The 23875-nt window shown below is 39.9% G+C and carries 25 protein-coding genes; 8 read left to right on the forward strand and 17 right to left on the reverse strand.

Annotated elements, in window-relative coordinates:
- The coding region (locus ACSHXM_RS09985) for a zinc-binding alcohol dehydrogenase family protein (RefSeq protein ID WP_435688616.1) at positions 1 to 922 on the reverse strand (922 nt) is incomplete at its 3' end.
- Positions 923 to 1038: 116 nt separating this feature from the next.
- Here ACSHXM_RS09985 and ACSHXM_RS09990 point away from each other — a divergent pair.
- Positions 1039 to 1974, forward strand: coding sequence for a LysR family transcriptional regulator (locus tag ACSHXM_RS09990; RefSeq protein WP_435688617.1), 936 nt, complete (start codon positions 1039 to 1041; stop codon positions 1972 to 1974).
- Between the two features lie 252 nt (positions 1975 to 2226).
- Here ACSHXM_RS09990 and groL read toward each other — a convergent pair whose 3' ends face one another.
- Both groL and ACSHXM_RS10000 read right to left on the reverse strand, forming a co-directional pair.
- Positions 2227 to 3882 (reverse strand): chaperonin GroEL, encoded by a 1656-nt coding sequence (gene groL / locus ACSHXM_RS09995; RefSeq protein WP_435688618.1) that lies wholly within the window; start codon positions 3880 to 3882, stop codon positions 2227 to 2229.
- Positions 3883 to 3919: 37 nt separating this feature from the next.
- Positions 3920 to 4210, reverse strand: a complete 291-nt coding sequence (locus ACSHXM_RS10000; RefSeq protein ID WP_235311092.1) for a co-chaperone GroES — start codon at positions 4208 to 4210, stop codon at positions 3920 to 3922.
- A 258-nt stretch (positions 4211 to 4468) separates the two neighbouring features.
- Here ACSHXM_RS10000 and ACSHXM_RS10005 point away from each other — a divergent pair, with 258 nt between their 5' ends.
- Positions 4469 to 5329, forward strand: coding sequence for a MipA/OmpV family protein (locus ACSHXM_RS10005; RefSeq protein WP_435688619.1), 861 nt, complete (start codon positions 4469 to 4471; stop codon positions 5327 to 5329).
- 94 nt (positions 5330 to 5423) lie between these two features.
- On the forward strand, positions 5424 to 5999 hold the full coding sequence (locus tag ACSHXM_RS10010) for a CBS domain-containing protein (protein WP_435688620.1): 576 nt from the start codon (positions 5424 to 5426) through the stop codon (positions 5997 to 5999).
- Positions 6000 to 6070: 71 nt separating this feature from the next.
- Here ACSHXM_RS10010 and ACSHXM_RS10015 read toward each other — a convergent pair whose 3' ends face one another.
- Together ACSHXM_RS10015 and ACSHXM_RS10020 are read right to left on the reverse strand one after the other, a co-directional pair.
- Positions 6071 to 6457, reverse strand: a complete 387-nt coding sequence (locus ACSHXM_RS10015) for a DUF2750 domain-containing protein (protein WP_435688621.1) — start codon at positions 6455 to 6457, stop codon at positions 6071 to 6073.
- A gap of 363 nt (positions 6458 to 6820) precedes the next feature.
- Complete coding sequence (locus ACSHXM_RS10020) at positions 6821 to 7786, reverse strand: GGDEF domain-containing protein (RefSeq protein ID WP_435688622.1); 966 nt, start codon at positions 7784 to 7786, stop codon at positions 6821 to 6823.
- A gap of 199 nt (positions 7787 to 7985) precedes the next feature.
- Between ACSHXM_RS10020 and ACSHXM_RS10025 the strand changes: the two genes are divergently transcribed.
- From ACSHXM_RS10025 to ACSHXM_RS10045, 5 genes are all read left to right on the forward strand, one after another.
- Positions 7986 to 8225, forward strand: coding sequence for a DUF2164 domain-containing protein (locus ACSHXM_RS10025; RefSeq protein ID WP_435688623.1), 240 nt, complete (start codon positions 7986 to 7988; stop codon positions 8223 to 8225).
- Between the two features lie 56 nt (positions 8226 to 8281).
- A complete protein-coding gene (locus tag ACSHXM_RS10030) occupies positions 8282 to 10261 on the forward strand; it encodes a RecQ family ATP-dependent DNA helicase (RefSeq protein WP_435688624.1) in 1980 nt (659 codons plus the stop codon).
- A 157-nt stretch (positions 10262 to 10418) separates the two neighbouring features.
- Positions 10419 to 10706 (forward strand): DUF1330 domain-containing protein, encoded by a 288-nt coding sequence (locus ACSHXM_RS10035; RefSeq protein WP_435688625.1) that lies wholly within the window; start codon positions 10419 to 10421, stop codon positions 10704 to 10706.
- A 120-nt stretch (positions 10707 to 10826) separates the two neighbouring features.
- On the forward strand, positions 10827 to 11924 hold the full coding sequence (locus ACSHXM_RS10040) for an efflux RND transporter periplasmic adaptor subunit (protein WP_435688626.1): 1098 nt from the start codon (positions 10827 to 10829) through the stop codon (positions 11922 to 11924).
- A 9-nt stretch (positions 11925 to 11933) separates the two neighbouring features.
- Positions 11934 to 15062 (forward strand): efflux RND transporter permease subunit, encoded by a 3129-nt coding sequence (locus ACSHXM_RS10045; RefSeq protein WP_435688627.1) that lies wholly within the window; start codon positions 11934 to 11936, stop codon positions 15060 to 15062.
- A 33-nt stretch (positions 15063 to 15095) separates the two neighbouring features.
- Here the strand turns inward: ACSHXM_RS10045 and ACSHXM_RS10050 are convergent, their stop codons facing one another.
- The 12 genes from ACSHXM_RS10050 to ACSHXM_RS10105 are packed head-to-tail and all read right to left on the reverse strand — an operon-like array spanning position 15096 to position 23641.
- A complete protein-coding gene (locus ACSHXM_RS10050) occupies positions 15096 to 15860 on the reverse strand; it encodes an SDR family oxidoreductase (protein ID WP_435688628.1) in 765 nt (254 codons plus the stop codon).
- A gap of 41 nt (positions 15861 to 15901) precedes the next feature.
- Positions 15902 to 16177, reverse strand: coding sequence for an HPr family phosphocarrier protein (locus ACSHXM_RS10055; RefSeq protein ID WP_435688629.1), 276 nt, complete (start codon positions 16175 to 16177; stop codon positions 15902 to 15904).
- 3 nt (positions 16178 to 16180) lie between these two features.
- Positions 16181 to 17026 carry an RNase adapter RapZ gene (gene rapZ, locus ACSHXM_RS10060; RefSeq protein ID WP_435688630.1) on the reverse strand — a complete coding sequence of 282 codons (846 nt, stop codon included), beginning with the start codon at positions 17024 to 17026 and terminating at the stop codon, positions 16181 to 16183.
- Entirely contained in the window at positions 17027 to 17470 is a 444-nt protein-coding gene (ptsN, locus tag ACSHXM_RS10065; RefSeq protein ID WP_435688631.1) for a PTS IIA-like nitrogen regulatory protein PtsN, read from the reverse strand. It abuts the gene before it with no gap.
- 20 nt (positions 17471 to 17490) lie between these two features.
- Entirely contained in the window at positions 17491 to 17778 is a 288-nt protein-coding gene (gene hpf / locus ACSHXM_RS10070) for a ribosome hibernation promoting factor (protein ID WP_435688632.1), read from the reverse strand.
- Positions 17779 to 17801: 23 nt separating this feature from the next.
- Entirely contained in the window at positions 17802 to 19292 is a 1491-nt protein-coding gene (locus ACSHXM_RS10075; RefSeq protein ID WP_435688633.1) for an RNA polymerase factor sigma-54, read from the reverse strand.
- Positions 19293 to 19347: 55 nt separating this feature from the next.
- Positions 19348 to 20073: an LPS export ABC transporter ATP-binding protein gene (lptB, locus tag ACSHXM_RS10080; RefSeq protein ID WP_435688634.1), complete on the reverse strand. Its 726-nt coding sequence runs from the start codon at positions 20071 to 20073 to the stop codon at positions 19348 to 19350.
- On the reverse strand, positions 20073 to 20633 hold the full coding sequence (gene lptA / locus ACSHXM_RS10085; protein ID WP_435688635.1) for a lipopolysaccharide transport periplasmic protein LptA: 561 nt from the start codon (positions 20631 to 20633) through the stop codon (positions 20073 to 20075). The genes lptB and lptA overlap by 1 nt, the downstream gene beginning before the upstream one ends.
- Positions 20596 to 21162, reverse strand: a complete 567-nt coding sequence (gene lptC, locus ACSHXM_RS10090; RefSeq protein WP_435688636.1) for an LPS export ABC transporter periplasmic protein LptC — start codon at positions 21160 to 21162, stop codon at positions 20596 to 20598. Before lptC ends, lptA begins: the two co-directional genes overlap by 38 nt.
- The gene (gene kdsC / locus ACSHXM_RS10095; protein WP_435688637.1) at positions 21159 to 21713 is read right to left on the reverse strand and encodes a 3-deoxy-manno-octulosonate-8-phosphatase KdsC; all 555 of its coding nucleotides are present in this window, start codon (positions 21711 to 21713) and stop codon (positions 21159 to 21161) included. Before kdsC ends, lptC begins: the two co-directional genes overlap by 4 nt.
- Positions 21713 to 22672 carry a KpsF/GutQ family sugar-phosphate isomerase gene (locus ACSHXM_RS10100; RefSeq protein WP_435688638.1) on the reverse strand — a complete coding sequence of 320 codons (960 nt, stop codon included), beginning with the start codon at positions 22670 to 22672 and terminating at the stop codon, positions 21713 to 21715. The genes kdsC and ACSHXM_RS10100 overlap by 1 nt, the downstream gene beginning before the upstream one ends.
- Before the next feature lie 12 nt (positions 22673 to 22684).
- Complete coding sequence (locus tag ACSHXM_RS10105) at positions 22685 to 23641, reverse strand: calcium/sodium antiporter (protein WP_435688639.1); 957 nt, start codon at positions 23639 to 23641, stop codon at positions 22685 to 22687.
- Between the last annotated feature and the right edge of the window lie 234 nt (positions 23642 to 23875).

The following is a 23875-nucleotide window of genomic DNA, read 5'->3' on the forward strand; positions in this document are numbered from 1 at the left end:
CCGTAGTGCGGATATACCCTTGGTCAATCAAGTCGGCAACTTGATTGAGTAAGCGATGTTGTTCGTTGATATCTGTTGTTTTGAACATTGAACGAGTAAACATAAACTCCCAGTGCAGTGATAAACTTTTAAGTTTAAGTTTGCTGATATCGAGCGATTTAGGATCGTCAATTAATGCTATCTTCCCCATTGGAGTTAACAGTTCAACATAGCTGTCTAGGTAGGAATCGGTATGAGTTAAACTAGCAACGTGTGTTACTTGCCCTATAGCTAATTGTTTAATTTGTTCTACTAATGATTTGGAGTGATCGATAACATAATCAGCCCCCAGTTTTTTCACCCATTGTGCAGAGCTATCGCGAGAGGCAGTAGCAATAACAGTTGCCCCTGTTAATGCACTTGCTAATTGAACTAAAATGGAGCCAACACCACCCGCAGCGCCAACAATCAAAATTATATCGTTTGACTGTTCTTTTGAGTCAGGATGTTGTTGTTTGATGGACAAACGCTCAAATAATAATTCCCAAGCGGTAATAGCAGTTAACGGTAATGCAGCGGCTTCGCCATCTGATAAACTTTTTGGCTTATGACCGACGATACGTTCATCAACTAATTGATATTGGGCATTACCACCTTGGCGGTTTAAGTCTCCAGCATAAAACACCATGTCGCCTGGTTTAAAATTGCTTACTGACTCACCCGTTGCAATGACTTCACCGACGGCATCCCAACCTAGTACCTTATATTGTCCCTCTTCGGGTTCAAAATTTTGGCGGATTTTGTAATCTACTGGATTAACAGCAACCGACTTAACTCGAACTAACAAATCATGTCCTGAAGCTTTAGGTTGTGGCAACTCTATATCCACTAAAGATAATGGGTTATTGATAGGTAATGATTGCTTATAGCCAATTGCATTCATGGTTATTCCCCTGTGTGATTATGTTTGTTAGTTAACTTGTGATTAATGATATAGCTTGATTGGCTAGAGAAAAACAGTGTAATATTTGAATCATTATCAAATTATTTTTGACAATTATGTTATTAGAAGATCTTAATGTTATTTTAAAAGTTGCAGAGTTTCGCAGCATTACCGCAGCGGCAGAGAGTTTAGATATGCGCACAGCAACAGCCAGCGCAGCAATAAAAAGGGTTGAACGTGCACTTGGGGTTGAGCTATTTATACGAACTACTCGACATTTAAGGTTGTCGGTTGCAGGTGAAAGGTACATTCCAAATTGTGAGCAAGCATTGCAAATGCTCAACATAGCGAAGCAAAATGTTAAAGATGATTTAGAAATAATTGATGGTGAATTGAGGATTTCTATACCTTCTGACTTAGGTCGAAACATAATTTTGCCTTGGCTTGATGAATTTATGGAGAGCCATACAGGAATTACTGTCAAACTTCACATCAGTGATAGTAATATCGATTTCTATAGAGACCCTGTAGATATTGCTTTACGTTATGGTTCACCGAGTGATACAAATTTATATGGCTTTAAGATTTGTGACGTACCGCGTGTAGTTTGTGCAACTGAGGAATATCTAGAGCATCATGGCACCCCGAAACATCCTAATGAATTGACCACTCATAATGGCCTTTTGTATCAATTGCATGACATTATTCATGATGTCTGGGAGTTTACCCATCAGAGCGAATCAATTAAGGTCAAAATGCAAAGTAATCGTTCTTCAAACGATGCAGAGCTTGTTAGGCGTTGGTGTACAAGTGGTAAAGGGGTTGCTACAAAATCAAGTTTGGATATGTCACATGATTTGCTTAGTGAGCAGGTTGTGCCACTGCTGTCAGAGTTTGTACCCAAACCGACTGAGCTATGGCTTGTTTGCCCAAGTAGACAGACAATTACCCCAGCAGTTAGATTACTTAGAGAACATTTAAAAATTAAGTGTAGTAATGTCTTTAGTCAACTTATTAATAAAGGCATTTTAGCAAAGGCCGATGTTTACTAACTGAGTACTTTAAGTAACTTTAAACGATCGATTTAGGCTCTGAACTGCACTTATTTACTGAAAAGCTAATGTCCGCAATTGGCTATCAGTTGACCTAGTGCTGACCACATAACTAACGTCAGCAATACACATAATTAAGACAGTAAAATGTTGTTAGCATATTAATAAGCAGCTAATAAAAAAGCCCGAACATTGCTATTCGGGCTTTCATTTAAGTGATTAGAACTTCATTAGAATAGAGTTAAAACTCTATTACATCATGCCGCCCATTCCGCCCATGCCGCCCATGCCGCCCATATCAGGCATAGCAGGTGCTGCAGCAGCGTCATCAGCTGGTGCGTCAGCAATCATAGCTTCGGTTGTGATCATCAAACTTGCGATTGATGCAGCAAACTGAAGTGCAGAACGAGTCACTTTAGTTGGGTCAAGAATACCCATATCTAACATGTCACCGTATGTGTCGTTACCAGCATTGTAACCATAGTTAGCGTCGCCTGCTTTCACAGAATTAGTCACAACAGAAGCTTCAGCGCCTGCGTTTGATGCGATTTGGCGAAGTGGTGCTTCCATTGCACGTAGCGCTAATTTAATACCGTGAGTCTGGTCTTCGTTTTCACCAGCTAGGTCGGTGATTTTAGACGCTGCGCGTACTAGTGCAACACCACCACCGGCTACTACGCCTTCTTCTACTGCAGCGCGAGTCGCATGAAGAGCATCTTCAACACGGTCTTTTTTCTCTTTCATTTCTACTTCAGTTGCAGCACCTACTTTGATTACCGCTACACCGCCAGCTAATTTAGCTAGACGTTCTTGAAGCTTTTCTTTGTCGTAATCTGAAGTAGATTCTTCGATTTGAGCACGGATTTGAGAAACACGACCTTGAATCGCATCTTCTTCACCAGCACCGTCAACAACTGTAGTATTGTCTTTGTTGATAACAACACGTTTAGCTGTACCTAGGTCTTCTAAAGTAACTTTCTCTAGTTCTAGACCGATTTCTTCAGAAATCACAGTACCGCCAGTTAGAGTAGCAAGATCTTGCAACATTGCTTTACGACGGTCACCAAAACCAGGTGCTTTAACTGCTGCTACTTTAACTATGCCACGCATGTTGTTCACAACAAGTGTTGCTAAAGCTTCGCCTTCAACATCTTCAGCAATAATTAACAAAGGCTTAGAGGCTTTTGCTACTGCTTCAAGAGTCGAAAGGAGTTCACGGATGTTAGATACTTTTTTGTCAACTAAAAGAATGTAAGGGCTGTCTAATTCAACGCTGCCATTTTCTTGGTTGTTCATGAAATAAGGAGAAAGGTAACCACGGTCGAACTGCATACCTTCAACGACTTCTAATTCGTTTTGCAGAGATTGACCTTCTTCAACAGTGATAACACCTTCTTTACCTACTTTATCCATTGCTTCAGCGATTAAATCGCCAACTTCTGAATCAGAGTTAGCAGAAATAGTTCCAACTTGAGCAATCGCTTTGCTGTCAGCACAAGGTACTGATAACGCTTTTAGTTCTTCAACGGCAACTTTAACTGCTTTGTCGATACCACGCTTAAGATCCATTGGGTTCATGCCTGCAGCAACTGATTTTAAACCTTCAGTTACGATTGCTTGAGCTAGTACTGTTGCAGTTGTTGTTCCGTCACCGGCTTCGTCATTGGCTTTAGACGCTACTTCTTTAACCATTTGTGCGCCCATGTTTTCGAATTTATCTTCTAATTCGATTTCTTTGGCTACAGATACACCATCTTTAGTGATGGTTGGTGCACCGAATGATTTGTCTAAAACTACGTTACGGCCTTTAGGACCTAGTGTAACTTTTACTGCATTAGCTAGGATGTTTACACCCGCTAACATTTTTACGCGAGCGTCATCAGAAAAACGTACTTCTTTAGCTGCCATGATTAATATTCCTCTAAAATTCTGTTAATGGGTTGGGTTATTCGACTACTGCTAGAATGTCGCTTTCGCTAAGGATAAGCACTTCTTCGCCGTCTAACTTTTCAGTTTTAACCCCATAACCATCGTTAAATATAACGATGTCGCCGATTTTAACGTCAACAGCTTTTACATCACCGTTGTCTAATACACGGCCGTTACCTACAGCGATAACTTCACCGCGTGTTGATTTTTCTGCAGCTGAACCTGTTAATACTATGCCACCGGCTGATTTACTTTCTTGTTCTTGACGCTTAACGATAACGCGATCGTTTAAAGGACGAATTGCCATTTTCAAATCTCCTGAAAATTCCAATGTTAATATTGTTTGTCTAATTGGCTTAGACGATTAGTGGATAGCTGATTTTCAGTCATCCAGAATTCTTTAAATAGAACTTTGTTCTGCGAGCAGAGATGGGGTTGCTGACATTGATCTCAAGGTTTTTTTAACAAATTAGTAAAAAAAAGATCTTTTATTTACGGAATATCGTACTTACTTGAGTTTTAATTATATAAATTCCTGTCATTGCATATAAAGGTTAAAAATACTTTGATCAAAATTTACGTTTTATTAGTAACTGTTTTATTTGCCAATCAAACATTATCTCAAGAAGATATTAAGTTGGAGAATGACTTACGACCTGTGTGGGAAGTGGGCGCTTTTGCAGCGGCTTTTAATACGCCAGAGTATCCAGCGGCAGATCAAAACAATACAAATATTATTGCTGCCCCGTATCTAATCTACCGTGGGGAGGTTTTACGTATTGGAGATGGAGCAATTGCCAGAGCGGTTGCGGTAGACAAAAGTTGGTATGAGTTAGATGTGTCGTTAGCGGGCTCTTTTGGGGCTAACTCCGAAGATAATCTAGCCAGGGAAAATATGCCGGATTTAGATTTCGTTTTTGAAGTGGGTCCACAGCTAAAAATGCGTTTGGCTGAGTTTAACTTTGCTGAACATGGACGTTCCGAACTTTTTTTAAATTTACAGGCACGCGCTGCTTTTTCAACTGATTTTTCTGGGCTGGATCACAGAGGATATGTTTTTCAACCTCAATTGGCTTATCGTCAACGAGGCTGGTTGAGTGAAAAAACAGCTTTGTCAGTTCGTATTTCACCCTCTTGGGCAACAGAAGAATTACATGATTATTTTTATCAAGTCGATAGCCAATTTGTGACTTCGGATAGACCTTTGTTTGATGCTTCGTCTGGTTATATGGGAACAAATGTAGGGTTAAGTGTTTCATTTGAAGCAACCAAAGACATTCGGGTATTTGTAGGCGGTAGTATGACTATTCACTCTGGTGCCGCAAATATCGATAGCCCATTGTTTAAAGATAAGAGTACTTATTCAATGGGCTTAGGTATGGTTTGGCGGTTATGGCAAAGTGAACAAAAAGTAGCGGGGCGCTAAAGCGAAACGATATAAAAAAGCCATAGTTGATATCTCTCGTTTTGGAATGAATAGACTATATTTAAAGTAGGTTCAGTCACTCGAGGTAGTACCAATGTCGAAGTATAAACATTTACCTGTATCTGATCTTGAAGGATATGAGATAGATCACCAAGCTGTTGTTTCACCCCTAAATTTAGATAGTCCAGCTATCGAAATAATGGCAAACTTTTCTCGTCACACGGCCTTAATGTTGATGGAGGATATGTCCATTGAACAGGCGACCACTTTGTTAATCAGTGCTCACATGAGTAAAGCCTTGGTTAGAAATACAGAAAACCAATTTACTGGTGTGATTACCCTAGCCGACCTGCAAAGCACTAAGGTGTTAAGTAAGGCTAATCAAATGGGTATCAGTCGGATTGATTTAGCTATTTCTCATCTTATGGAGCCAAAATTTCATTGCACAGGAATTCAATTGCAATTAGTTTTGAATTCAAGCATTGGTGATGTTTTAGAAACAATGATAGTAGAAGGTTTGCAGTATATTCTGGTAATGGCAGAAGCAAACAAAGAAATTGTAGGCATGATTTCGGCGTTAGATATTTCTAAAATACTCCATATTCCGATTCAAATAGCCCCTAAACCTAAAAACTTCCAAGAAGTGATGCTGGCGGTTGTTCACCCATAATTTTTGTATAAAAGCCTTGTACTTAACCAAAAGTACAAGGCTTTGTTTTAATCTTACGTAACTATATAAAGCTATTTTTTGGCTTGGCTCTTCAATTCAAACTCAAGCTCTTGTGGCGAAATAACTAAGCCTTCTTGGTCTTCAGCCGGAAATACAGCTATAGCCACATCGTCGTCTTCTAAACCTTGGGTCCATTTGTTGTACCAGGTGGTTAAGTCAATACTTTTAGGCGCACAGTCTGCCCATTCTCCAGTTGCCCAGGCTTGAGCAAACTCTTCATTTGGCCAAACCGGTGCACAGTCTTCGTCTTCTGTATTTAGCATTACACAACCATCTTGATCGGTCAGTATCCAAATTTTTTGTTGCTGAATGACTTCTTTAACTAAATATTTAAGACGTTGTTCAGGTGTATATTGGGTTATTTGATCAAGCGTGTTTGGGTCGAGAGAGTTTGACATTGGATATCCAGAATTTGAATGCTAAGACTAAGGTGAAGCATAATACCAATTCCATTAAATAACTGCACCCTCAGCGAGAGTTAAAAAGCGCATAATCAAGGTGTTTGAACGAAGGAGTAGTGGTGCTCTTTTGAGTTAGTACAATGTAGAGTATGTGCTTTTAAAACTCGCCCATGGGAACGTTCCAGCGTATTTTGCACATCGTTCTCGGTTTTTGAAAGGGAGTAGCCATTCCTGCACACCGACGCCTTGTTCAAAACACGCTGGGTCGCTCTGAATGTACAGTTATTTAATGGAATTGGTATAAAACAAACTTTTAAAATAATCTTTTTTTATATGCCTACACAGTTAAAACTGACTAAATTAAGCGGCAATGCAACACAAATTAGAACCCGCTTCTTTTGCTCTATACATGGCGTTGTCGGCTCTTCTTAACCATTCGAACCCTGTCTCTTCTTGATGATATTCGGCAATACCTATCGAGATAGTGATTTTAAGATTTTCTTCAAAAACGTGACTTTCAATTGTTTCACGAAGTTCTTCTGCTAATAACGAGGCTTGTTCAGAATTAAGTTGATTACAAATAATGACAAACTCTTCACCACCAAAACGATATAAGTCATCATTTTCAGAGCACAAGCTCGCTACTAATAAGCAAATCTCTTTTAAAATCTTGTCGCCAATTTTATGCCCATATTGTTCATTAGCTTTTCTAAACTCATCGATATCGATTAACAGTAAACTGGGGCTAAGCGTGGCCGAATCCTCTGTTATTTTTAATAATTTTTCTTCCATTGCTCTGCGGTTACCCGCGTCAGTTAACGGATCTTTAATCGATAATTCTCGTAACAAGGTTTGCTGTTTTAACATGCGGTCAGAAAATGCAAAACTAAATATAATAGTGATTAATGTTGATAAAACATATTGAATTAAAGGTAAATAGGTCATCGAGCTAAACAAAAATATACCTACACCAATAACGAGTATTGAAGAGGCCAGCGTAGCCGTTCGGGGTTTGAGTAGAAAAAACAATCCTATAATAGAAGGGTAAATCCATACTAGTTGTTCTGCCCCTTTCAGAATAATCGTCCCTACTACAACTGCTATACATAAAAACGCCTGAATTAGGGCGGCCCATTTTACCTTTCCCGTTGCATAGACATAGGCAAACAACAAGGCTGTAGACACCACTGCAAACAAGTCGAGGAATGCGACAGACCAATCTTGGTTTAAAGTTCTAATGACTAAAAAAGGAAAAAGACATACAGCAGAGGCGCCACTTATGGAAAGTATTATGTATTCTTGTGTTGTTCTTCTTGTTGGATTCATCTTGCTCAATCAGTTCTTCATAAACTATTAAATTTAAATAAGTTGTATGGATAATTAATAACTAGATTCAAGTCGATGATTGTAGTTTACCTCGGATAAATAAAATGGCCATTAATTTGTATCAAAATCATGGCACGGCTGTTAATTTGTATAAAATATTAATCACTGATTACCTAATTATTGAGGAGGAGCGTTAGTTTTGTCGAATATTGAATTTCCAGTTGAGCAAAAAACATTACTGATAGAGAAGTTACAGAAATATATGTCGTCAGAGTTAGATGTAGAATTAGGCCAATTTGATGCTGACTTTATGCTGGACTTTATTTCTAAAGAAATGGGAAAAATTTACTATAATCAGGGTTTATACGATGCCCAAGCAGTATTGACTGACAAATTAGATTCGCTTACTGATGCCATTTACCAGTTAGAAAAATTTTAGTTTGTTAGGCTCTTTTTTAATTGCGGTGAAGGGGATTTATACATCAAGGACGAAGCATGAATAATCATCCATCAGAGCAATATCATACGATATTAAAAAACATCTTTGGTTTTGAGCACTTCAGGTCAGGTCAAGAGCAAGTCGTTAGCCAGTTATTGAATAACCAGTCAAGCCTTGCCATATTTCCTACAGGTTCAGGAAAATCTTTGTGTTATCAATTTGTAGCCACACAATTGCCGCATTTAACTTTAGTGGTATCGCCATTATTGGCCTTAATGAAAGACCAGCTTGAGTTTTTACGTGCTAAAAATATTTCAGCCGCCAGCATAGATTCGTCTCTTACCCCCCAAGAAAACCAGCAGGTGATGCAGGATGTAAGAAGCGGGCAATGCAAAGTGTTAATGGTGTCGGTAGAACGTTTTAAAAATGAACGTTTCAGGCAATTTATTGAATCCGTTAACCTTTCAATGTTGGTAATAGACGAAGCCCACTGTATTTCTGAATGGGGGCATAATTTTCGTCCTGACTATTTGAAACTGCCTGCTTATCAGCAGGCGTTAAATATTCCCTTGGTGTTATTGCTTACTGCCACGGCCACTAAGAAAGTCAAACAAGATATGGCCAGTCGTTTTGCAATATCTTCAACGGATATTGTGCAGACAGGGTTTTATCGACCTAATCTCAATTTAAATGTCATACCAACTGTGGATAAGGAACGAGACGCCCAACTGGTTAACCTACTAAAACAACAAAATGGTGCAGGCATTGTTTATGTCACGTTACAACAAACAGCCGAAAAAGTGGCAAGCTTTTTACAACAGCATAATTTTAACGCAAAAGCTTATCATGCTGGATTAGACGATGAAGTTAGACAAAATATTCAGCAAGAATTTATGCAACAGAAATTACAAATTGTTGTTGCCACTATTGCGTTTGGAATGGGCATCGATAAATCAGATATTCGGTTTGTAGTGCATTATGATTTACCCAAATCCATTGAAAACTACAGCCAAGAAATTGGTCGTGGAGGACGAGATGGACAAGCCGCTAATTGTACTGTTTTAGCTAATTTAGATGGCTTAATGACAATTGAAAATTTTGTTTATGGTGACACGCCAGATGAATCAAGTATTCAAAGAGTAATTGCCGATATTACTGCCCAAGGTGCAGATTGTGAGCCTGATAGTCAGTATCAATGGGAAGTGCAAATCAATACCCTGTCTACTACTAGCAACATTCGACAGTTGCCTTTAAAAACACTCTTAGTGCAATTAGAGTTGGCAGGCGTCATTCGTCCATTATTTGCCTACTTTGCTGAGTTTAAATACAAGTTTGTGACAGACAAGCAAGACATCATTAGTCAGTTTAATCCAGAACGAGCCGAGTTTTTGAGTGCCGTTTTTGCCCACACCAATATGAAAAAAGTATGGGGAGTAGTGGACTTTGATGAAATTTACCAATCCTATGGGGCAGATAGGCATAGAGTAATTGCTGCTTTGGAATATTTAGATGAGCTAAATCATATTCAACTTGAAGCCCGTTTAATTACCGATGTCTATGAAGTGAGTAAGACGGAATTAGGCTCTACAAACTTGGCGGCCAAATTAGCGGAATATTTCAGTCACAACGAACAAAAAGAAGTGAAACGTATCGCAACACTGCTTAGGTTTTTTGAGTTAGACAAATGTTTAAACCATAACTTATCTCGGTATTTTGATGATCAACAAGCGCCACAAAGTTGTGGACACTGCAGTGTTTGCCAAGGGCGAGTGGCTAAGTTGGAATACTCCAACCCCGTTACCCAGCCACAACAACATTTGGTGGCTGAAGCTATGAGTCACTTACAAACTCATTTAATTGGAAAAGTGGATATTGAAATCACAGAATCCATTTATTGTCGATTTTTAACCGCTATGACTATGCCTATGTTTAGCCGATTGAAAATCCGCCAAGTGACAGGTTTTGGGTCCTGTGAGGATTGCCGATATGGAGATGTGAAACAGGTCGTGTCTGAAATATTGCAATCAGCGAAATAATTCAAGGGTTATACAAAGTATTCGTTCTGCGTAAAGCAACCCATTACAGTATTGAGGCGTTTAAATACGGCTCAATTTACTTTTTGCCAGTGAGTATGAAATCTACCATCAGTTGATCGTGTCTATATCAGACAATTAATTTGTTTATGGAGCAGTAATGAAAGGTTATTGGGTTGTGAGTGCAGATATAGCCGATATGCAAAAATTCAAAGAATATGCCTCTCAAGCGCCGGAAATAATACAGCGATTTTCGGGCCAATATCTAGCTAGAGCAGGAGAGTTTTCTGCGGTTGAAGGAGAGGCTCGTTCTCGAAGTACTATTATTGAATTTCCTTCCTATCAGCAAGCTTTAGATTGTTGGCATAGTGATGAGTACCAAGAGGTGAGAGCTATACGTTTGGGAGGGGCTGATATCAGTATTATTGTCGTTCAGGGATGTGACTAATTTTACAATGTTAATAGGGAAATGATTTTCTTATTTAGTAACATTTATGTTGCTTCGCTAGGCTATTTTTCACACAAAAATTAGGTAGTATAGAGTGGTAGTCGTTTATAAGGAAAATCAATGCCATCTGCTATTACTAAACTAAGACAACAACCCGCTTGGTTAGCATTAATTATATTTGTATCGCTTTGTTTGTGGGTTGCTTCAGGAATGTTGCAAGCGCAAGACGCGGATAAATCAGATAACAAAAACACCCATGACGTGCCTTTGGTTAAAGTCTCAATTGAAACCGTTCGCGCTGACCAAGTGACCCGTGAAATCAGTTTATATGGCAGAACAGAGCCGGACCGTGTGGCTACTATTCGAGCTGAAATAAAAGGTTTAGTTTCCGCTATTCATGTGCAAGAGGGTGAGGCAGTCAAAAAAGGCCAAAAGATTATTAGTTTAGAAAAAAACGATTATGTGAGTCGCTTACGCTCAGCCAAAGCAACATTGCAACAAAGAGAAGTAGAGTTAAAAGGCGCTAAGTCTTTAGGCAAAAAAGGTTATCAATCACAAACTGCGTTAGCGCAAGCTCAAGCCTATTTAGAGGCGGCTAAAGCTGATGTTGTGGCGTTCGAGTTAGCACTTAAAAGATCTGAAATTTTTGCGCCTTTTGACGGCATTATCAATAAACGTTATGTGGAAGTAGGGGATTTGCTTAAGGATGGCGACACCATAGCAATGCTGGTGGATTTAGACCCTCTTGTTATCACTGCCAATGTCACAGAATCCAATATTAACTACCTAGAAAAAGGCCAGCAGGCGAGCGGTAGAATGGTTTCTGGAGATATCTTAAACGGCACTATTCGTTATATTTCGAGTGTGTCTGAACTAGGAACGAATACCTTCTCAATAGAAGTGGCAGTGCCTAACAGTGGCTATAAATTAATGGCCGGAATGAGTACGGAGCTGTCTTTACCTTTGGAGCAAACTTACGCTATTCGAATTACGCCATCAGTCATGGCGTTGGATGAAAAAGGTAACTTAGGTGTTAAAACTGTGGTGAATGAACATGTAAAGTTTATTCCTATTGATATAGTGAAAAGTGATAGCCAGGGAGTGTGGTTGTCAGGCATGGGCCAAGAAGCGGATGTGATTACCTTAGGTCATGGTTTTGTGCGTGATGGAGATAAGGTGGAAGCGGTAAGAGTTAATTCTAGCTCAACGTCTTTGTAGGTTAATATTATGAATAACCTGATTTTTGCAGCTATTAGCAGAACCCGAACGGCATTAATGATCTTTGTATTGTTAATCGTGTCAGGCGCGGTGACCTATTCAAATATTCCAAAAGAATCTAATCCTGATGTCCCTATTCCATTTATATATGTATCTATTGTGCATGATGGTATTTCGCCAGAAGATGCAGAACGTATGTTGGTTAAACCTATGGAACGAGAGCTACGTGCCATAGATGGTTTAAAAGAAATGCGTGCGACTGCGGGTGAAGGGTACGCGAATATTAATTTAGAATTTATCCCAGGTTTTGATTCGAGCGATGCTTTGGCCGATGTGCGGGATAAAGTCACAGTGGCCAGAGCTAAATTACCCTCTGAAACAGAAGAACCCACTATCCATGAAGTGACTATGGCTGGTCAACAAGCCGCTATAACGGCTGTGTTGTCTGGGCCGGTTTCTGAGCGGGCGTTGATCACTGTGGGTCGAGAGTTAAAAAACCGCTTAGAAGGTTTAGGTGAAGTATTAGAAGTGTCTGTAGGTGGCGACCGTGAAGATATTGTAGAGATAGTGGTTGATCCACTCTTGATGGAATCTTACGGCTTAGATCAAGGTGACATTTTTAACTTGTTAGATCGAAATAATCGTTTAGTACCAGCCGGTACCATGGACAATGGTAAAGGTAGTTTTGCAGTAAAAGTGCCGTCGGTATTTGAATCGGTTAAAGATGTAATGGAGCAGCCCGTTAAGGTGCAAGGTGATAGTGTCATTACCTTCCAAGACGTGGCACAAGTTAGGCGTTCTTATAAAGACCCAAGCAGTTTTGCCAGGCTTAACGGAGAAAAATCGGTTTCTCTAGAAGTTAAAAAGCGTCCTGGTGAAAACATGATTGAAACCGTGGACAAAGTGAAAGCCTTGATCGACACCGCTCAACAATCTCCAATTTGGCCAGCAAGTGTGTCAGTGACCTATACCGGTGACCAAACTGTAGAGGTCAACATGATGCTTAATGACTTACAAAACAATGTGTCCAGTGCCATCATCTTAGTGGCTATAGTCATAGTTGCCATATTAGGTGTACGTACCGCATTTTTAGTAGGAGTGTCTATTCCAGGCTCGTTTTTGACCGGCATTCTCGTGTTGTCTATGTTTGGTTATACCTTAAATACCGTTGTTTTGTTTTCACTGATTATGGCTGTGGGTATGTTAGTTGACGGGGCCATAGTGGTGACCGAATATGCTGATCGCTGTATGAGTGAAGGCATGGGCAAAAAACAAGCATACGGTAGAGCAGCACAAAGAATGGCATGGCCTATCATAGCGTCCACCGCAACAACCTTGGCAGCCTTTGCTCCGCTTATTTTTTGGCCGGGTATGATGGGTGAGTTCATGAAGTATCTGCCCTTTACCTTAATTGCGGTTTTAGCGTCGTCGTTAGTCATGGCGCTTATTTTTGTACCTGTATTAGGCGGCGTGATTGGTAAACCTAGATACGTCACCGAAGAAACTAAACAACAAATGTTGCAGGCGGAAGATGGCGACATTAGAAATCTTCAAGGCTTTGCCGGTAAATATGTCAATGTTTTGGCTAAGGCGATTCAACATCCTTGGAAAATACTATTAGGCGCTATTGTTATCGCCTTTTTGTCTATCACTGCGTATGGCTTTTCCGGTTTGGGTTCACAGTTTTTTCCAATAGTAGACAGTTCAGGCATTAATATCACGGTGCGTTCAAGTGGGGATATGTCGATTTATGAAAAAGACCAAATAGTGCGAAATGTTGAGAATAAACTATTGGATATGCAAGCCATTAAAACACTTTATGTGCGCACGGGTGGGCAAGATCAAATAGGCTATTTACGTTTAAATTTATTAGATTGGCAATATCGCCCGCATTCTGACGAGGTACTTAAAGAAGCTCAAGAAAGGCTGAAAGATTTACCAGGGTTGGATATTGAGATTTCACCCGATCAAAACAGTCCTCAATCAGGTAAAGACTTACAAATTCAGTTGTCGTCGCGTTTTCCTGAGTTATTAGACGATGCCGCGTTAAAAATTCGCACTGTGTTAGATGCTAACGATCAATTTACGTCTGTTAGTGACACCGCATCTAAACCAGGGATTGAATGGCAACTTAAAGTGAATCGCAGTGACGCAGCAAGGTTTGGGGCCGATGCAAGTTTAGTGGGAAGTACCGTGCAGTTTGTGACCAATGGACTGAAAATTGGAGAATATCGTCCTGATGATGTGGATGACGAATTAGATATTCGTGTGCGTTATCCAGTTGAGTCTCGATTTATTGGCAAGCTAGACGAACTGCGCATGAAAACAGCCAGTGGCATGGTTCCTATCTCCAATTTTGTCGAGCGTACCGCTCAACCTAAAACTGATTTGATTAGACATATCGATAGTGAACGAGTGATTACCGTTGAAGCTAACATGATCCCTGGCGCCTTGCTGAGTATTGAACTCCCCAAATTACAAAAGATGTTGCCTGACATTGAACTTGATCCTAGAGTCAACATCACCGTAAAAGGCCAAAATGAACAACAACAAGAATCTGAAGTCTTTCTAAAGAATGCATTTTTAATTGCTCTGTTTGTAATGGCTATTATTTTGGTGACTCAGTTCAATAGTTTCTACCAAGCATTCTTGATACTAAGTGCAGTCTTATTCTCAACGGTTGGTGTGTTTTTAGGTTTGCTAATTTTCCAAAAACCATTTGGTATTGTGATGTCTGGTATTGGCGTAATTGCCTTGGCTGGAATTGTGGTGAATAACAATATTGTGCTCATAGACACCTATAATATTTTACGTAAGGAAGGCGTGCCTGCTATGGATGCCATTTTACGTACCGGTGCTCAAAGACTTCGTCCGGTGTTGATGACTACTGTCACGACTATCTTGGGGTTGTTACCTATGGTACTTGAAGTGAATATAGACTTTATTGGGCGAATAGTGGAAGTAGGTGCACCCTCCACACAGTGGTGGTCACAACTCGCAACTGCGGTTGCTGGTGGGTTGGCGTTTGCCACTATCTTAACCTTAGTGTTAACACCTTGTATGTTGGCTTTGAAAGCTAGAAGAGACGAAAAGAAAGCGGCATTAAAAGTGAGTAAAACAGTACAGCCAAGTTTTTAATTGCCTGTGAGAAGGCCATTGCTGGGTTGGTTTTTATAATCCACCGGTTACGTCTAAAAAGGTGCCAGTAGAAAAGGAAGATTTATCAGAGGCTAACCAATAAATAGCTTCTGCAACTTCATTTACTGAGCCGCCTCTTTGTAATGGGATTTTAGTTTTAAGCCTATCAACACGAGCAGGTTCACCACCATCGGCATGCATGTCTGTGTATATCATGCCGGGGCGAACACCATTCACTCTGATCTCTTCACCAGCCACTTCTTTGGCCAATCCTATGGTCAAAGTATCAATCGCACCTTTCGATGCTGCATAGTCTATGTATTCGTTGGGAGAGCCAGATTTAGCCGCGCCTGATGACACATTAACTATATTGCCACCGAAGCCGCCATATTCAGTCGACATACGTTTTATGGCTTGTTTACAACAATAAAAACAGCTCATAACATTGGTGTTTAGTACCTGAGAAAATCGTTCGTTGTCCATATCAACTAATCGGCTTTGTGTTTTTAATATACCGGTATTGTTGATCAACACAGTTAGAGCACCTAGCTCACTGTCTATTGTTGAAAACAAACGCTCAACATCACTAGAGTTTGCTACATCAGCTTTCACTGTAATGCAGTTAACACCAAGTTTCAGAATCTGTTGTTTAATTTGCTCAGCAGCTAGATCATTCGCTACATAATTGACACAAATATCATAACCATGCTCTGCAAAAAGCAAAGCAGTAGCAGCCCCTATTCCGCGGCTTGCACCTGTTATAAGAGCCACTTTGTTTGGTTTTATTACATTTAGCATAGAGAACTTGAGTGAGATGCTAAAGTGAGCAAGTCATGCCTTTATTCATCTTCATTGAAACGTCCAACTATCAAATTCTCGACAGCATCCATCGCGTCTTGAGCATCTAGACCTTCACTCACCACCCGTACTTCTTCACCTTGATGGCTTTCAAGCATCATCAGTCCTAATACACTGTTGGCAGATGCCTGCTTATCACCTTGATGTAAGGTGATTTGTGCATCAAATTTCGTGCTGAGCTGCACTAGTTGTGTGGCGGCTCGGGCATGTAAACCTAGCTTATTGACAATAAGTAATGTTTTTTCAATGCTCTGCATGGCTTACCTATTGAGTTCGCGGTGACGAATTTGTACGTCAGGGTGGGAGTCAGTGAATGCTTTGGCCAGAGTCTCTACCGCATAAACTGATCTATGTTGGCCGCCAGTGCAACCAATCGCAATGGTCACATAACTGCGATTATTTCTTTCTAAATGAGGCAACCAAGTAGAAATTAAATTTTGAATTTGCCAAATAAATTTTGTGACTATAGGTTGCGAACCAAGAAATATTTGGACTGGGCTATCTAAACCGGTAAGTGGTTTTAAATCAGGCTCCCAGTGTGGATTAGGTAAAAATCGACCATCAAATACATAATCAGCGTCTTTGGGAATACCATGTTTAAAACCAAAAGATTCAAATACTAAAACGAGTCTAGAGCTTTTTTTACCTAAGATCCTTTCTCGTACTATCTCTGCCAGTTGATGCACTGATAATTGGTCTGTGTCTAAATATAGATCTGCACGTTCTGCAATGGGGGCTAATAGTTGACCTTCGGCCTGGATCGCGGCCGACAAAGATTTATTTTGTTTGGATAAAGGATGTAAACGTCGTGTTTCGCTAAAACGTTTAATCAGAATGTCGTCACTGGCATCTAAGTACAAAATGGTCAAATTCCATGTTGACGGCAAATAATCCAGAATTTCGACTAGCTCGTTAGTGTCTTTGGGTAAGTTACGTACGTCAATACTGACTGCCACTTGGTCGTATTCGTCTACGACTGTATGAGTCAGAGTCGGTAATAAATTTACTGGTATGTTGTCAACGCAGTAATACCCTAGATCTTCTAGTGAACGTAAAACGACAGATTTCCCTGAGCCTGAACGACCACTGATTATAATAAGTTTCATTTAACTGACAGCCTCAAATAATGCTTGGTGAGTTTTGGCGCTACGAATTTTATCTAAGGTACTTTTGTCATTGAGTTTTTGGGCAATGGTTGACAAGGTACTTAAATGTTCTGATGCTTTTTCTTCCGGTACTAATATCGCAAAAAATATGTCTACTGGAGCGTTATCAATAGCTTCAAATTGAATCGGTGTTTCACTCGTTATTAATAAAGCGAGTACGTTTTCGAGGGATTTTATTCGGCCATGGGGTAATGCAATACCACCACCAATACCTGTACTACCCATTTTTTCTCGGCACATTAAGCTGCTAAGAATGGTCGCTTGATCTATGTCAGGTAAAAGTTGATTTGCTGTGTGACTAATGAGTTCAAGTATCTTCTTTTTACTTGAGCCCTTAACTGCACATAAAGTGCAGTCAGGGTGAAGAATGTCTTTAATTTCCATTCTAAATGCTGGGCCTTGTGTTAATGGCGTTTTACTTTCTCTTTATGCTTAATCACTTGACGGTCAAGTTTGTCGATTAATGCATCGATTGCTGCGTACATATCTGAATGTTGAGATGTGGCAAATACTTCTGTTCCACTCAGATGTAATGTAGCTTCGGCTTTTTGATTCAGCTTTTCTACATTCAAAATTACGTGCACATTATTGATATGATCATAATGTCGTTCTAATTTAGTAAATTTTGTGTCTACGTAGTCTCGTAACGAATCTGTGATGTCTACATGATGACCAGTTAAGTTTATTTGCATGTCGTCTTCCTTCTTTAATTCGCCTATAACAGGCTCTTACGTTGGTTGGACGGGGGTATCAGTAACGATTCCCGATATTTTGCTATTGTTCGCCGTGCCACTTTTATACCTTGGTCAGCCAACAATTGTGCAATCTTGCTATCACTTAGCGGTTTGCTAGGCATTTCTGCCGCGACTAATTTCTTGATCAACGCTCGTATCGCCGTTGAAGAGCATTCTCCACCTGTGTCTGTTGCCACATGGCTAGAGAAGAAATATTTAAGTTCAAATATGCCCCTTGGAGTGTGCATATATTTTTGCGTAGTGACACGTGAGATAGTGGATTCATGCATATCCACCATTTCCGCAACATCATTTAACACCATGGGTTTCATCATTTCAGGACCATGTTCAAAAAAGCCCATTTGCTGCTGAACTATACAATTAGATACTTTTAATAGGGTGTCGTTGCGGCTTTCTACGCTTTTTATAAACCACTTGGCTTCTTGCATGTGTGAACGAATAAATTGGCTATCAGCAGTGTTTTTGACACTTTTACTCATGGCCGCATATTGTTGATTCACGTTGAGTTTGGGTAAGCTATCCGGATTTAATTCTACTGTCCACCGACCGTTCTTTTTAGTCACGGATACGTCTGGAATAACATACTCAGGGTCGCCAGTTACTATCGCTGTTCCAGGACGAGGGTTTAACGTTTGTAACAAACGCATGGCTTCACGCAACTCTTCTTCTTTTAAGCGAGTTTTACGCATTAACGTGCGGTAGTCTTTACTGCCAATCAAGTCACAATATTCAGTGATCAATAATTTCGCTTCAGATAGCCAAGGAGTGTCGTCAGAAAATTGCTTCAATTGAATAAGTAAACATTCTTGAGCGCTTCGGGCTCCAGAGCCGATTGGGTCAAACATTTGAATACGTTTAAGTACGACTTCCACTTCATCTAGCTCAATTTCTTCATCATCCATACTTGCCATGACGTCTTCAGTGCTAATGGTTAAATAACCAGCGTCGTCAATGGAGTCAATAATGGCAATAGCAATTGCTTGATCTGTATCACTAAAGTGGGTTAAACGTACTTGCCATAATAAATGGTCTTGGATGTTGTCTGTAGTTTCACCTTGAAAAATTTGATCATCATCTTGAGCAGGACCTGAGCTGCTTACTGGAGAAGGTGCAGGAGCAGATGAGGCACTTAAATATTCATCCCAAGTGCTATCTAAAGGCAAGTCTTCTGGAATATCGTTGTTTTGTAAAGCATCGCCAGTTTCAACATTGTCGACGTTTACATCATTATTTTCATTTGAACCATCGGCACTGTGATTAGTTTCTAATGCTTTATCGCCACCCGTGTTGTCGATTTGTTCATCAACTTCCAGTAGTGGATTAGAGTCGAGTGCTTCTTGAATTTCTGTTTGCAAATCCAAAGTAGACAGTTGCAGAAGCTTAATTGCTTGTTGCAACTGTGGGGTCATTGTTAGTTGTTGGCTAAATTTTAACTGTAAAGAGGGTTTCATTTACTTCTTTTCTTTAATCCGTTGTTGGTCTTTGCATAGCTAACCTATGACTTAACTATAGCCTGAATTGTTCACCTAGGTATACATCTCTTACACGTTGATCACTTAAAACTTCTTCAGCGGTGCCAGAAGCGATTAATTCGCCGTGACTAACGATATAAGCTTTTTCACATACATCTAAGGTTTCACGCACGTTATGGTCGGTAATTAACACCCCGATTCCACGATCTCGTAAATGTTGAATTATTTTTTTTATGTCATTAACCGATATAGGATCAACACCAGCAAAGGGTTCGTCTAGTAATATAAATTCTGGATCAGCTGCTAACGCACGAGCAATTTCTACTCGTCGTCTTTCTCCACCCGAAAGGCTCATACCTAAACTATTTCTAATATGATTTATGCTGAATTCATCTAGCAATGCGTCGGCTTGTTGCTCTCTTTGTTCGGTAGAAAGCTCCTTTCGAGTTTGTAAAATTGCCATTAAATTTTGGTATACGGTTAGCTTTCTAAAAATAGAGGCTTCTTGCGGTAAGTAACCTATACCTTGTCGTGCTCTTACATGCATAGGTTGCAGGGTTAACGCTTGCTGATCTATGTATATTTCACCTTTATCAAGGGGCACTAAACCTACAATCATATAAAATGTGGTGGTTTTACCAGCGCCATTAGGTCCCAACAAGCCAACAATTTGACCTGTAGACACTTCTAGGCTGACATCTCGAACAACTTGCCTAGATTTATAAGACTTGGCTAAATGAGTGGCTTTTAATACGGCCATTAAGGTTGTATTTCCTGTGTCTCTGATGCTTTGTTAGAAGGTGTGTTCTGAGATTTGTTTTCGGGCTGAAATATGGTGATAACTCGACCACTTTCTTGATCATTTCCTTGAGCAATAATTTGTTCAAGTTCCATATTGAACATAATAGAGCTGCCTTTAACACTGCTAGCGTTTTGTTCAATTTCAGCATTTCCATCTAAAGACAAAGAACGAGTATTGCGTTGATACAAAATTCTGTTGGCTTTCGCCGTGACCATGCTGCCATCTTCTTGTTGCTGCGAATATTCAGCAGGGTTACCTGTAGCGGTAAATACTTCGTTACCTTCCCCTTGGCTTGCATCCACTTCTAATTCATCGGCTTTTACCACTAATGTGCCTTGACTAATTTGCACATTACCGCGGTATAAAGCCTTTTTATTAATGCCATCACCTTCTTGATAATTAGAGGCGACTTTTATGGTTTTAGTAAAGTCTTCTTTTCCAGCTAAGACAGGTGCTGATGCCAACACACTTAAAACTAAACTAGTTTTGAGTAGCTGGGTGGTAAACGGTTTTAACATGATCTAATAACTCATATCGTTGTGTTTCAAGGCTGACGGTAAATCCGTTACTGCTAATAACATAGTTTGGACCAATTATTTCTACCGCTTGATCAGATGACATTGTTTTATTCAATAGGTCTACCTCTACAAAGCTAGTACGAATGGTTTGTACATAACCTTGAGTGTTTAGACTGGTAATTTCAACATCTGTTTCAAATTGCAAACGTTGATCTTCATATAGGGTTCCTTCAATCGCATTGACTTTCCATGGGTGCGAGGATTGCGCAAATAATAAATATTCAGGCTGTTTAAATAAGGTAAAGCCTAATAGGTCATAGTTTTCCATTTGTTCAGCGTATACCTGATGATTCACTTTGCCAGTACTGTCATGCAAAGTACTACGCATTTTTTTAGCCTGATAATTAGGGATCCATGCTTCTTCAGTTTGTGAAATGGGCGTTACTTCTTCTTTGTTTAACCAACCAGGTAGGCTTAAACCTAACGCTAATAAAAATAACAAGCTGATGCAGGCTGTGACTCGATTCATGTACTCGCGCCGTGGATCAAGTCTAACTTATTATTGGCTAACAAAATTAAATCACATAACTCTCTAACTGCGCCAAACCCACCTTTTATGTGAGTGATATAATCTGCATTTTGTTGTACGACTGGATGCCCATCTGCAACACAAACTTTAATGCCTGACGTGCCAAACATCCCAATATCTGGCATGTCATCGCCAATTGAAGCTGTAGCGTTCGTCGAAATACCCAGTTGAGATTGTAATGATTCCAGTGCGGGCTGTTTGTTTTCACAACCTTGTAAAATATGTTTGACCCCCAAAGAGGTCATTCTTTTTTCAACCATATTTGAACTGCGACCCGTTATTACAGCAACTTGTATCCCAATATTTTGTATGGCTTTGATCCCATAACCATCGCGAGTGTGAAAAGCTTTTAATTCTTCACCGTCTTGTCCCATATATATGCGGCCATCGGAAAATACACCATCTACATCACAAGCTAAAAGTTTAATCTTACTTAACTTGTGTAAAAAGTTGGCATTAATTGGGCCATAAGGAGTAGTAAGTTCGGGCATTAAATAATTCCAGCTTGAAGTAAAATTTGCATATTGATAGCGCCTACAGGGTATCCGGATTTATCTACGACGAACAGTGAGTTAATTTTATGTTGTTGCATAAGGTTAAGTACCTCAGCTGCTAACATGTCACTATTTGCTGTTATGCAGTGTTTGGTCATTATATGCTGAATTTCGGTTTTATGAACATCTACTCTATCGTCTAACACTCGGCGCAAATCGCCATCTGTAAAAATGCCAATTAACATCCCGTCTTTATCAACTACTCCGGTCATGCCGAGGGCTTTTTGTGACATTTCAACTAATGCTTGTCTCAATGTCTTGGTAGGAGAAATGAGCGGTAGAGCGGTATCTTTAACCATAATGTCTTGTAAGGATAAGAGTAATTTCTTCCCAAGTGAGCCACCGGGGTGAGATAAAGCAAAATCTTCTGAAGTAAATCCTCTCGCGTCTAATAACGCAACGGCTAGGGCATCACCCATAACTAGCGTGGCTGTGGTGCTGGATGTTGGCGCTAAACCTAAAGAGCAGGCTTCTTTTTCTACTTTTATGTTTAGGTTAATATCAGCAAATTTGCCTAAAGTTGAATTAGCGTCTGAGGTCATCGCTATAAGTGGTACGCCTAAACGTTTAACTACGGGAATTAATGCAAGTAATTCAGAGGTTTCACCTGAGTTGGATATTGCTAGCAGCACATCTTGTTCAGTTAACATGCCTAAATCGCCGTGGTTGGCTTCTGCAGGATGCATAAAAAATGCTGGGGTGCCTGTGCTCGCCAAGGTTGCAGAAATCTTATTACCTATATGACCCGATTTGCCCATTCCCGAAACAATAACCTTACCTTTGCATGACAACAATAGCTCGCAGGTTTGTTCAAAGGAATCATCTATATACTGAGCAAGCTGTTCTATAGCTTGCTGCTCAATTTTAAGTACTCTAAGTGCTGATTGTTTAAACATGATCAATTTCGCCTAGGCAAACACTAAAAACTGATAGCCAATAAAACAGCTGAATAAACAGAAGGCTTCATAACGGTTTATGCGTCTTGTACCACGGAAATTAAAACTAAATATTATCAGTAATACGGTTAGCCCTAGCATCACGTAACCATCACGGTTGGCGGCATTGATGTCTATTTCGCCTGGCGCAATTAACCCAGGCATCGCAAGCACTGCTAGAATATTAAATATGTTGGAACCAATAATGTTACCTAACGCGAGATCATCTTCATTTTTTAGTACGCCTGCAATACAAGCGGCTAGTTCTGGTAAGCTTGTGCCGATTGCAATAATTGTTAAACCAATCACTAGTTCACTCAATCCAAAATAACGGGCAATTATTTCTGCTGAATTAACCATGAAATGAGCACTAAGTGGTAAAAGGATCATCCCAACTATTAGCCAAATAATTGCTTTGGAAGTCGGGACACCTGATGGAATTTCGTCTTCTGTTTCAGATTGCAATGGATCACCTTTTTCCATATGCAGTGATATCCAAGTGAGTCCACCAATAACCGAGAAAAACATAATGATAAGAATAATGCCTTCTGTTTTATCCAATATCTGATCAGATAAAAAGTAAACCGCTAAAGAAGATACCAATAGTAATATAGGCATTTCTTTTTTTAGTGTGCTAGAAGCCACAGTGAGTGGCTTGAGTAATGCTGTGAGTCCTAGGACTAAAGCAATATTGGTAATATTTGAACCTAAGGCATTGCCAACAGCAGTATCGGTACTACCATTAAGAGAAGCAGTAGCAGCAACCATTATTTCAGGAGCTGACGACCCCATGGCCACTATAGTTAGACCAATTATCATCGGAGATACACCAATGTTTTTGGCTAAAGCCGAAGCGCCAAATACAAATCTATCTGCGGCCCAACTTAAAACGATTAACCACACCAGAAAATAACATGCTTCTAATATCACAAATGTTCACTTCTATTTTTCATAAGGGCCTAAAGGTAATTGTCGCAAAAAGTGACGAGGTTGCATATGCAAGAACAATAAAATATCTAGATTATGTTTGTAACTTTTTTAGAACGAGTACGGTCAGGTAACTGCATTCATGCACATAGGCTGAGAATATATGCACCAACTGGACAAAAAACAAGTCTGTATAATGGTTCTTTGCAGAGTAACTTATACATATTGTTACAGCTT

It is taken from the genome of Paraglaciecola sp., assembly GCF_051252315.1.
Taxonomy (GTDB): Bacteria; Pseudomonadota; Gammaproteobacteria; order Enterobacterales; family Alteromonadaceae; genus Paraglaciecola.

Excerpts from the sequence above, each read along its gene's own strand:
- ACSHXM_RS10050 (WP_435688628.1), bottom strand. The coding sequence starts at position 15,860 with ATGCTAAATGTAATAAAACCAAACAAAGTGGCTCTTATAACAGGTGCA.
- lptA (WP_435688635.1), bottom strand. The coding sequence starts at position 20,633 with ATGTTAAAACCGTTTACCACCCAGCTACTCAAAACTAGTTTAGTTTTA.
- ACSHXM_RS10010 (WP_435688620.1), top strand. The coding sequence starts at position 5,424 with ATGTCGAAGTATAAACATTTACCTGTATCTGATCTTGAAGGATATGAG.
- groL (WP_435688618.1), bottom strand. The coding sequence starts at position 3,882 with ATGGCAGCTAAAGAAGTACGTTTTTCTGATGACGCTCGCGTAAAAATG.
- ACSHXM_RS10035 (WP_435688625.1), top strand. The coding sequence starts at position 10,419 with ATGAAAGGTTATTGGGTTGTGAGTGCAGATATAGCCGATATGCAAAAA.
- kdsC (WP_435688637.1), bottom strand. The coding sequence starts at position 21,713 with ATGCCCGAACTTACTACTCCTTATGGCCCAATTAATGCCAACTTTTTA.
- ACSHXM_RS10100 (WP_435688638.1), bottom strand. The coding sequence starts at position 22,672 with ATGTTTAAACAATCAGCACTTAGAGTACTTAAAATTGAGCAGCAAGCT.
- ACSHXM_RS09990 (WP_435688617.1), top strand. The coding sequence starts at position 1,039 with ATGTTATTAGAAGATCTTAATGTTATTTTAAAAGTTGCAGAGTTTCGC.
- ACSHXM_RS10020 (WP_435688622.1), bottom strand. The coding sequence starts at position 7,786 with ATGAATCCAACAAGAAGAACAACACAAGAATACATAATACTTTCCATA.
- rapZ (WP_435688630.1), bottom strand. The coding sequence starts at position 17,026 with ATGAAACTTATTATAATCAGTGGTCGTTCAGGCTCAGGGAAATCTGTC.
- ACSHXM_RS10015 (WP_435688621.1), bottom strand. The coding sequence starts at position 6,457 with ATGTCAAACTCTCTCGACCCAAACACGCTTGATCAAATAACCCAATAT.
- lptB (WP_435688634.1), bottom strand. The coding sequence starts at position 20,073 with ATGGCCGTATTAAAAGCCACTCATTTAGCCAAGTCTTATAAATCTAGG.
- lptC (WP_435688636.1), bottom strand. The coding sequence starts at position 21,162 with ATGAATCGAGTCACAGCCTGCATCAGCTTGTTATTTTTATTAGCGTTA.
- ACSHXM_RS10045 (WP_435688627.1), top strand. The coding sequence starts at position 11,934 with ATGAATAACCTGATTTTTGCAGCTATTAGCAGAACCCGAACGGCATTA.
- ACSHXM_RS10030 (WP_435688624.1), top strand. The coding sequence starts at position 8,282 with ATGAATAATCATCCATCAGAGCAATATCATACGATATTAAAAAACATC.
- ACSHXM_RS10055 (WP_435688629.1), bottom strand. The coding sequence starts at position 16,177 with ATGCAGAGCATTGAAAAAACATTACTTATTGTCAATAAGCTAGGTTTA.
- ACSHXM_RS10075 (WP_435688633.1), bottom strand. The coding sequence starts at position 19,292 with ATGAAACCCTCTTTACAGTTAAAATTTAGCCAACAACTAACAATGACC.
- ptsN (WP_435688631.1), bottom strand. The coding sequence starts at position 17,470 with ATGGAAATTAAAGACATTCTTCACCCTGACTGCACTTTATGTGCAGTT.
- ACSHXM_RS10000 (WP_235311092.1), bottom strand. The coding sequence starts at position 4,210 with ATGGCAATTCGTCCTTTAAACGATCGCGTTATCGTTAAGCGTCAAGAA.
- hpf (WP_435688632.1), bottom strand. The coding sequence starts at position 17,778 with ATGCAAATAAACTTAACTGGTCATCATGTAGACATCACAGATTCGTTA.
- ACSHXM_RS10040 (WP_435688626.1), top strand. The coding sequence starts at position 10,827 with ATGCCATCTGCTATTACTAAACTAAGACAACAACCCGCTTGGTTAGCA.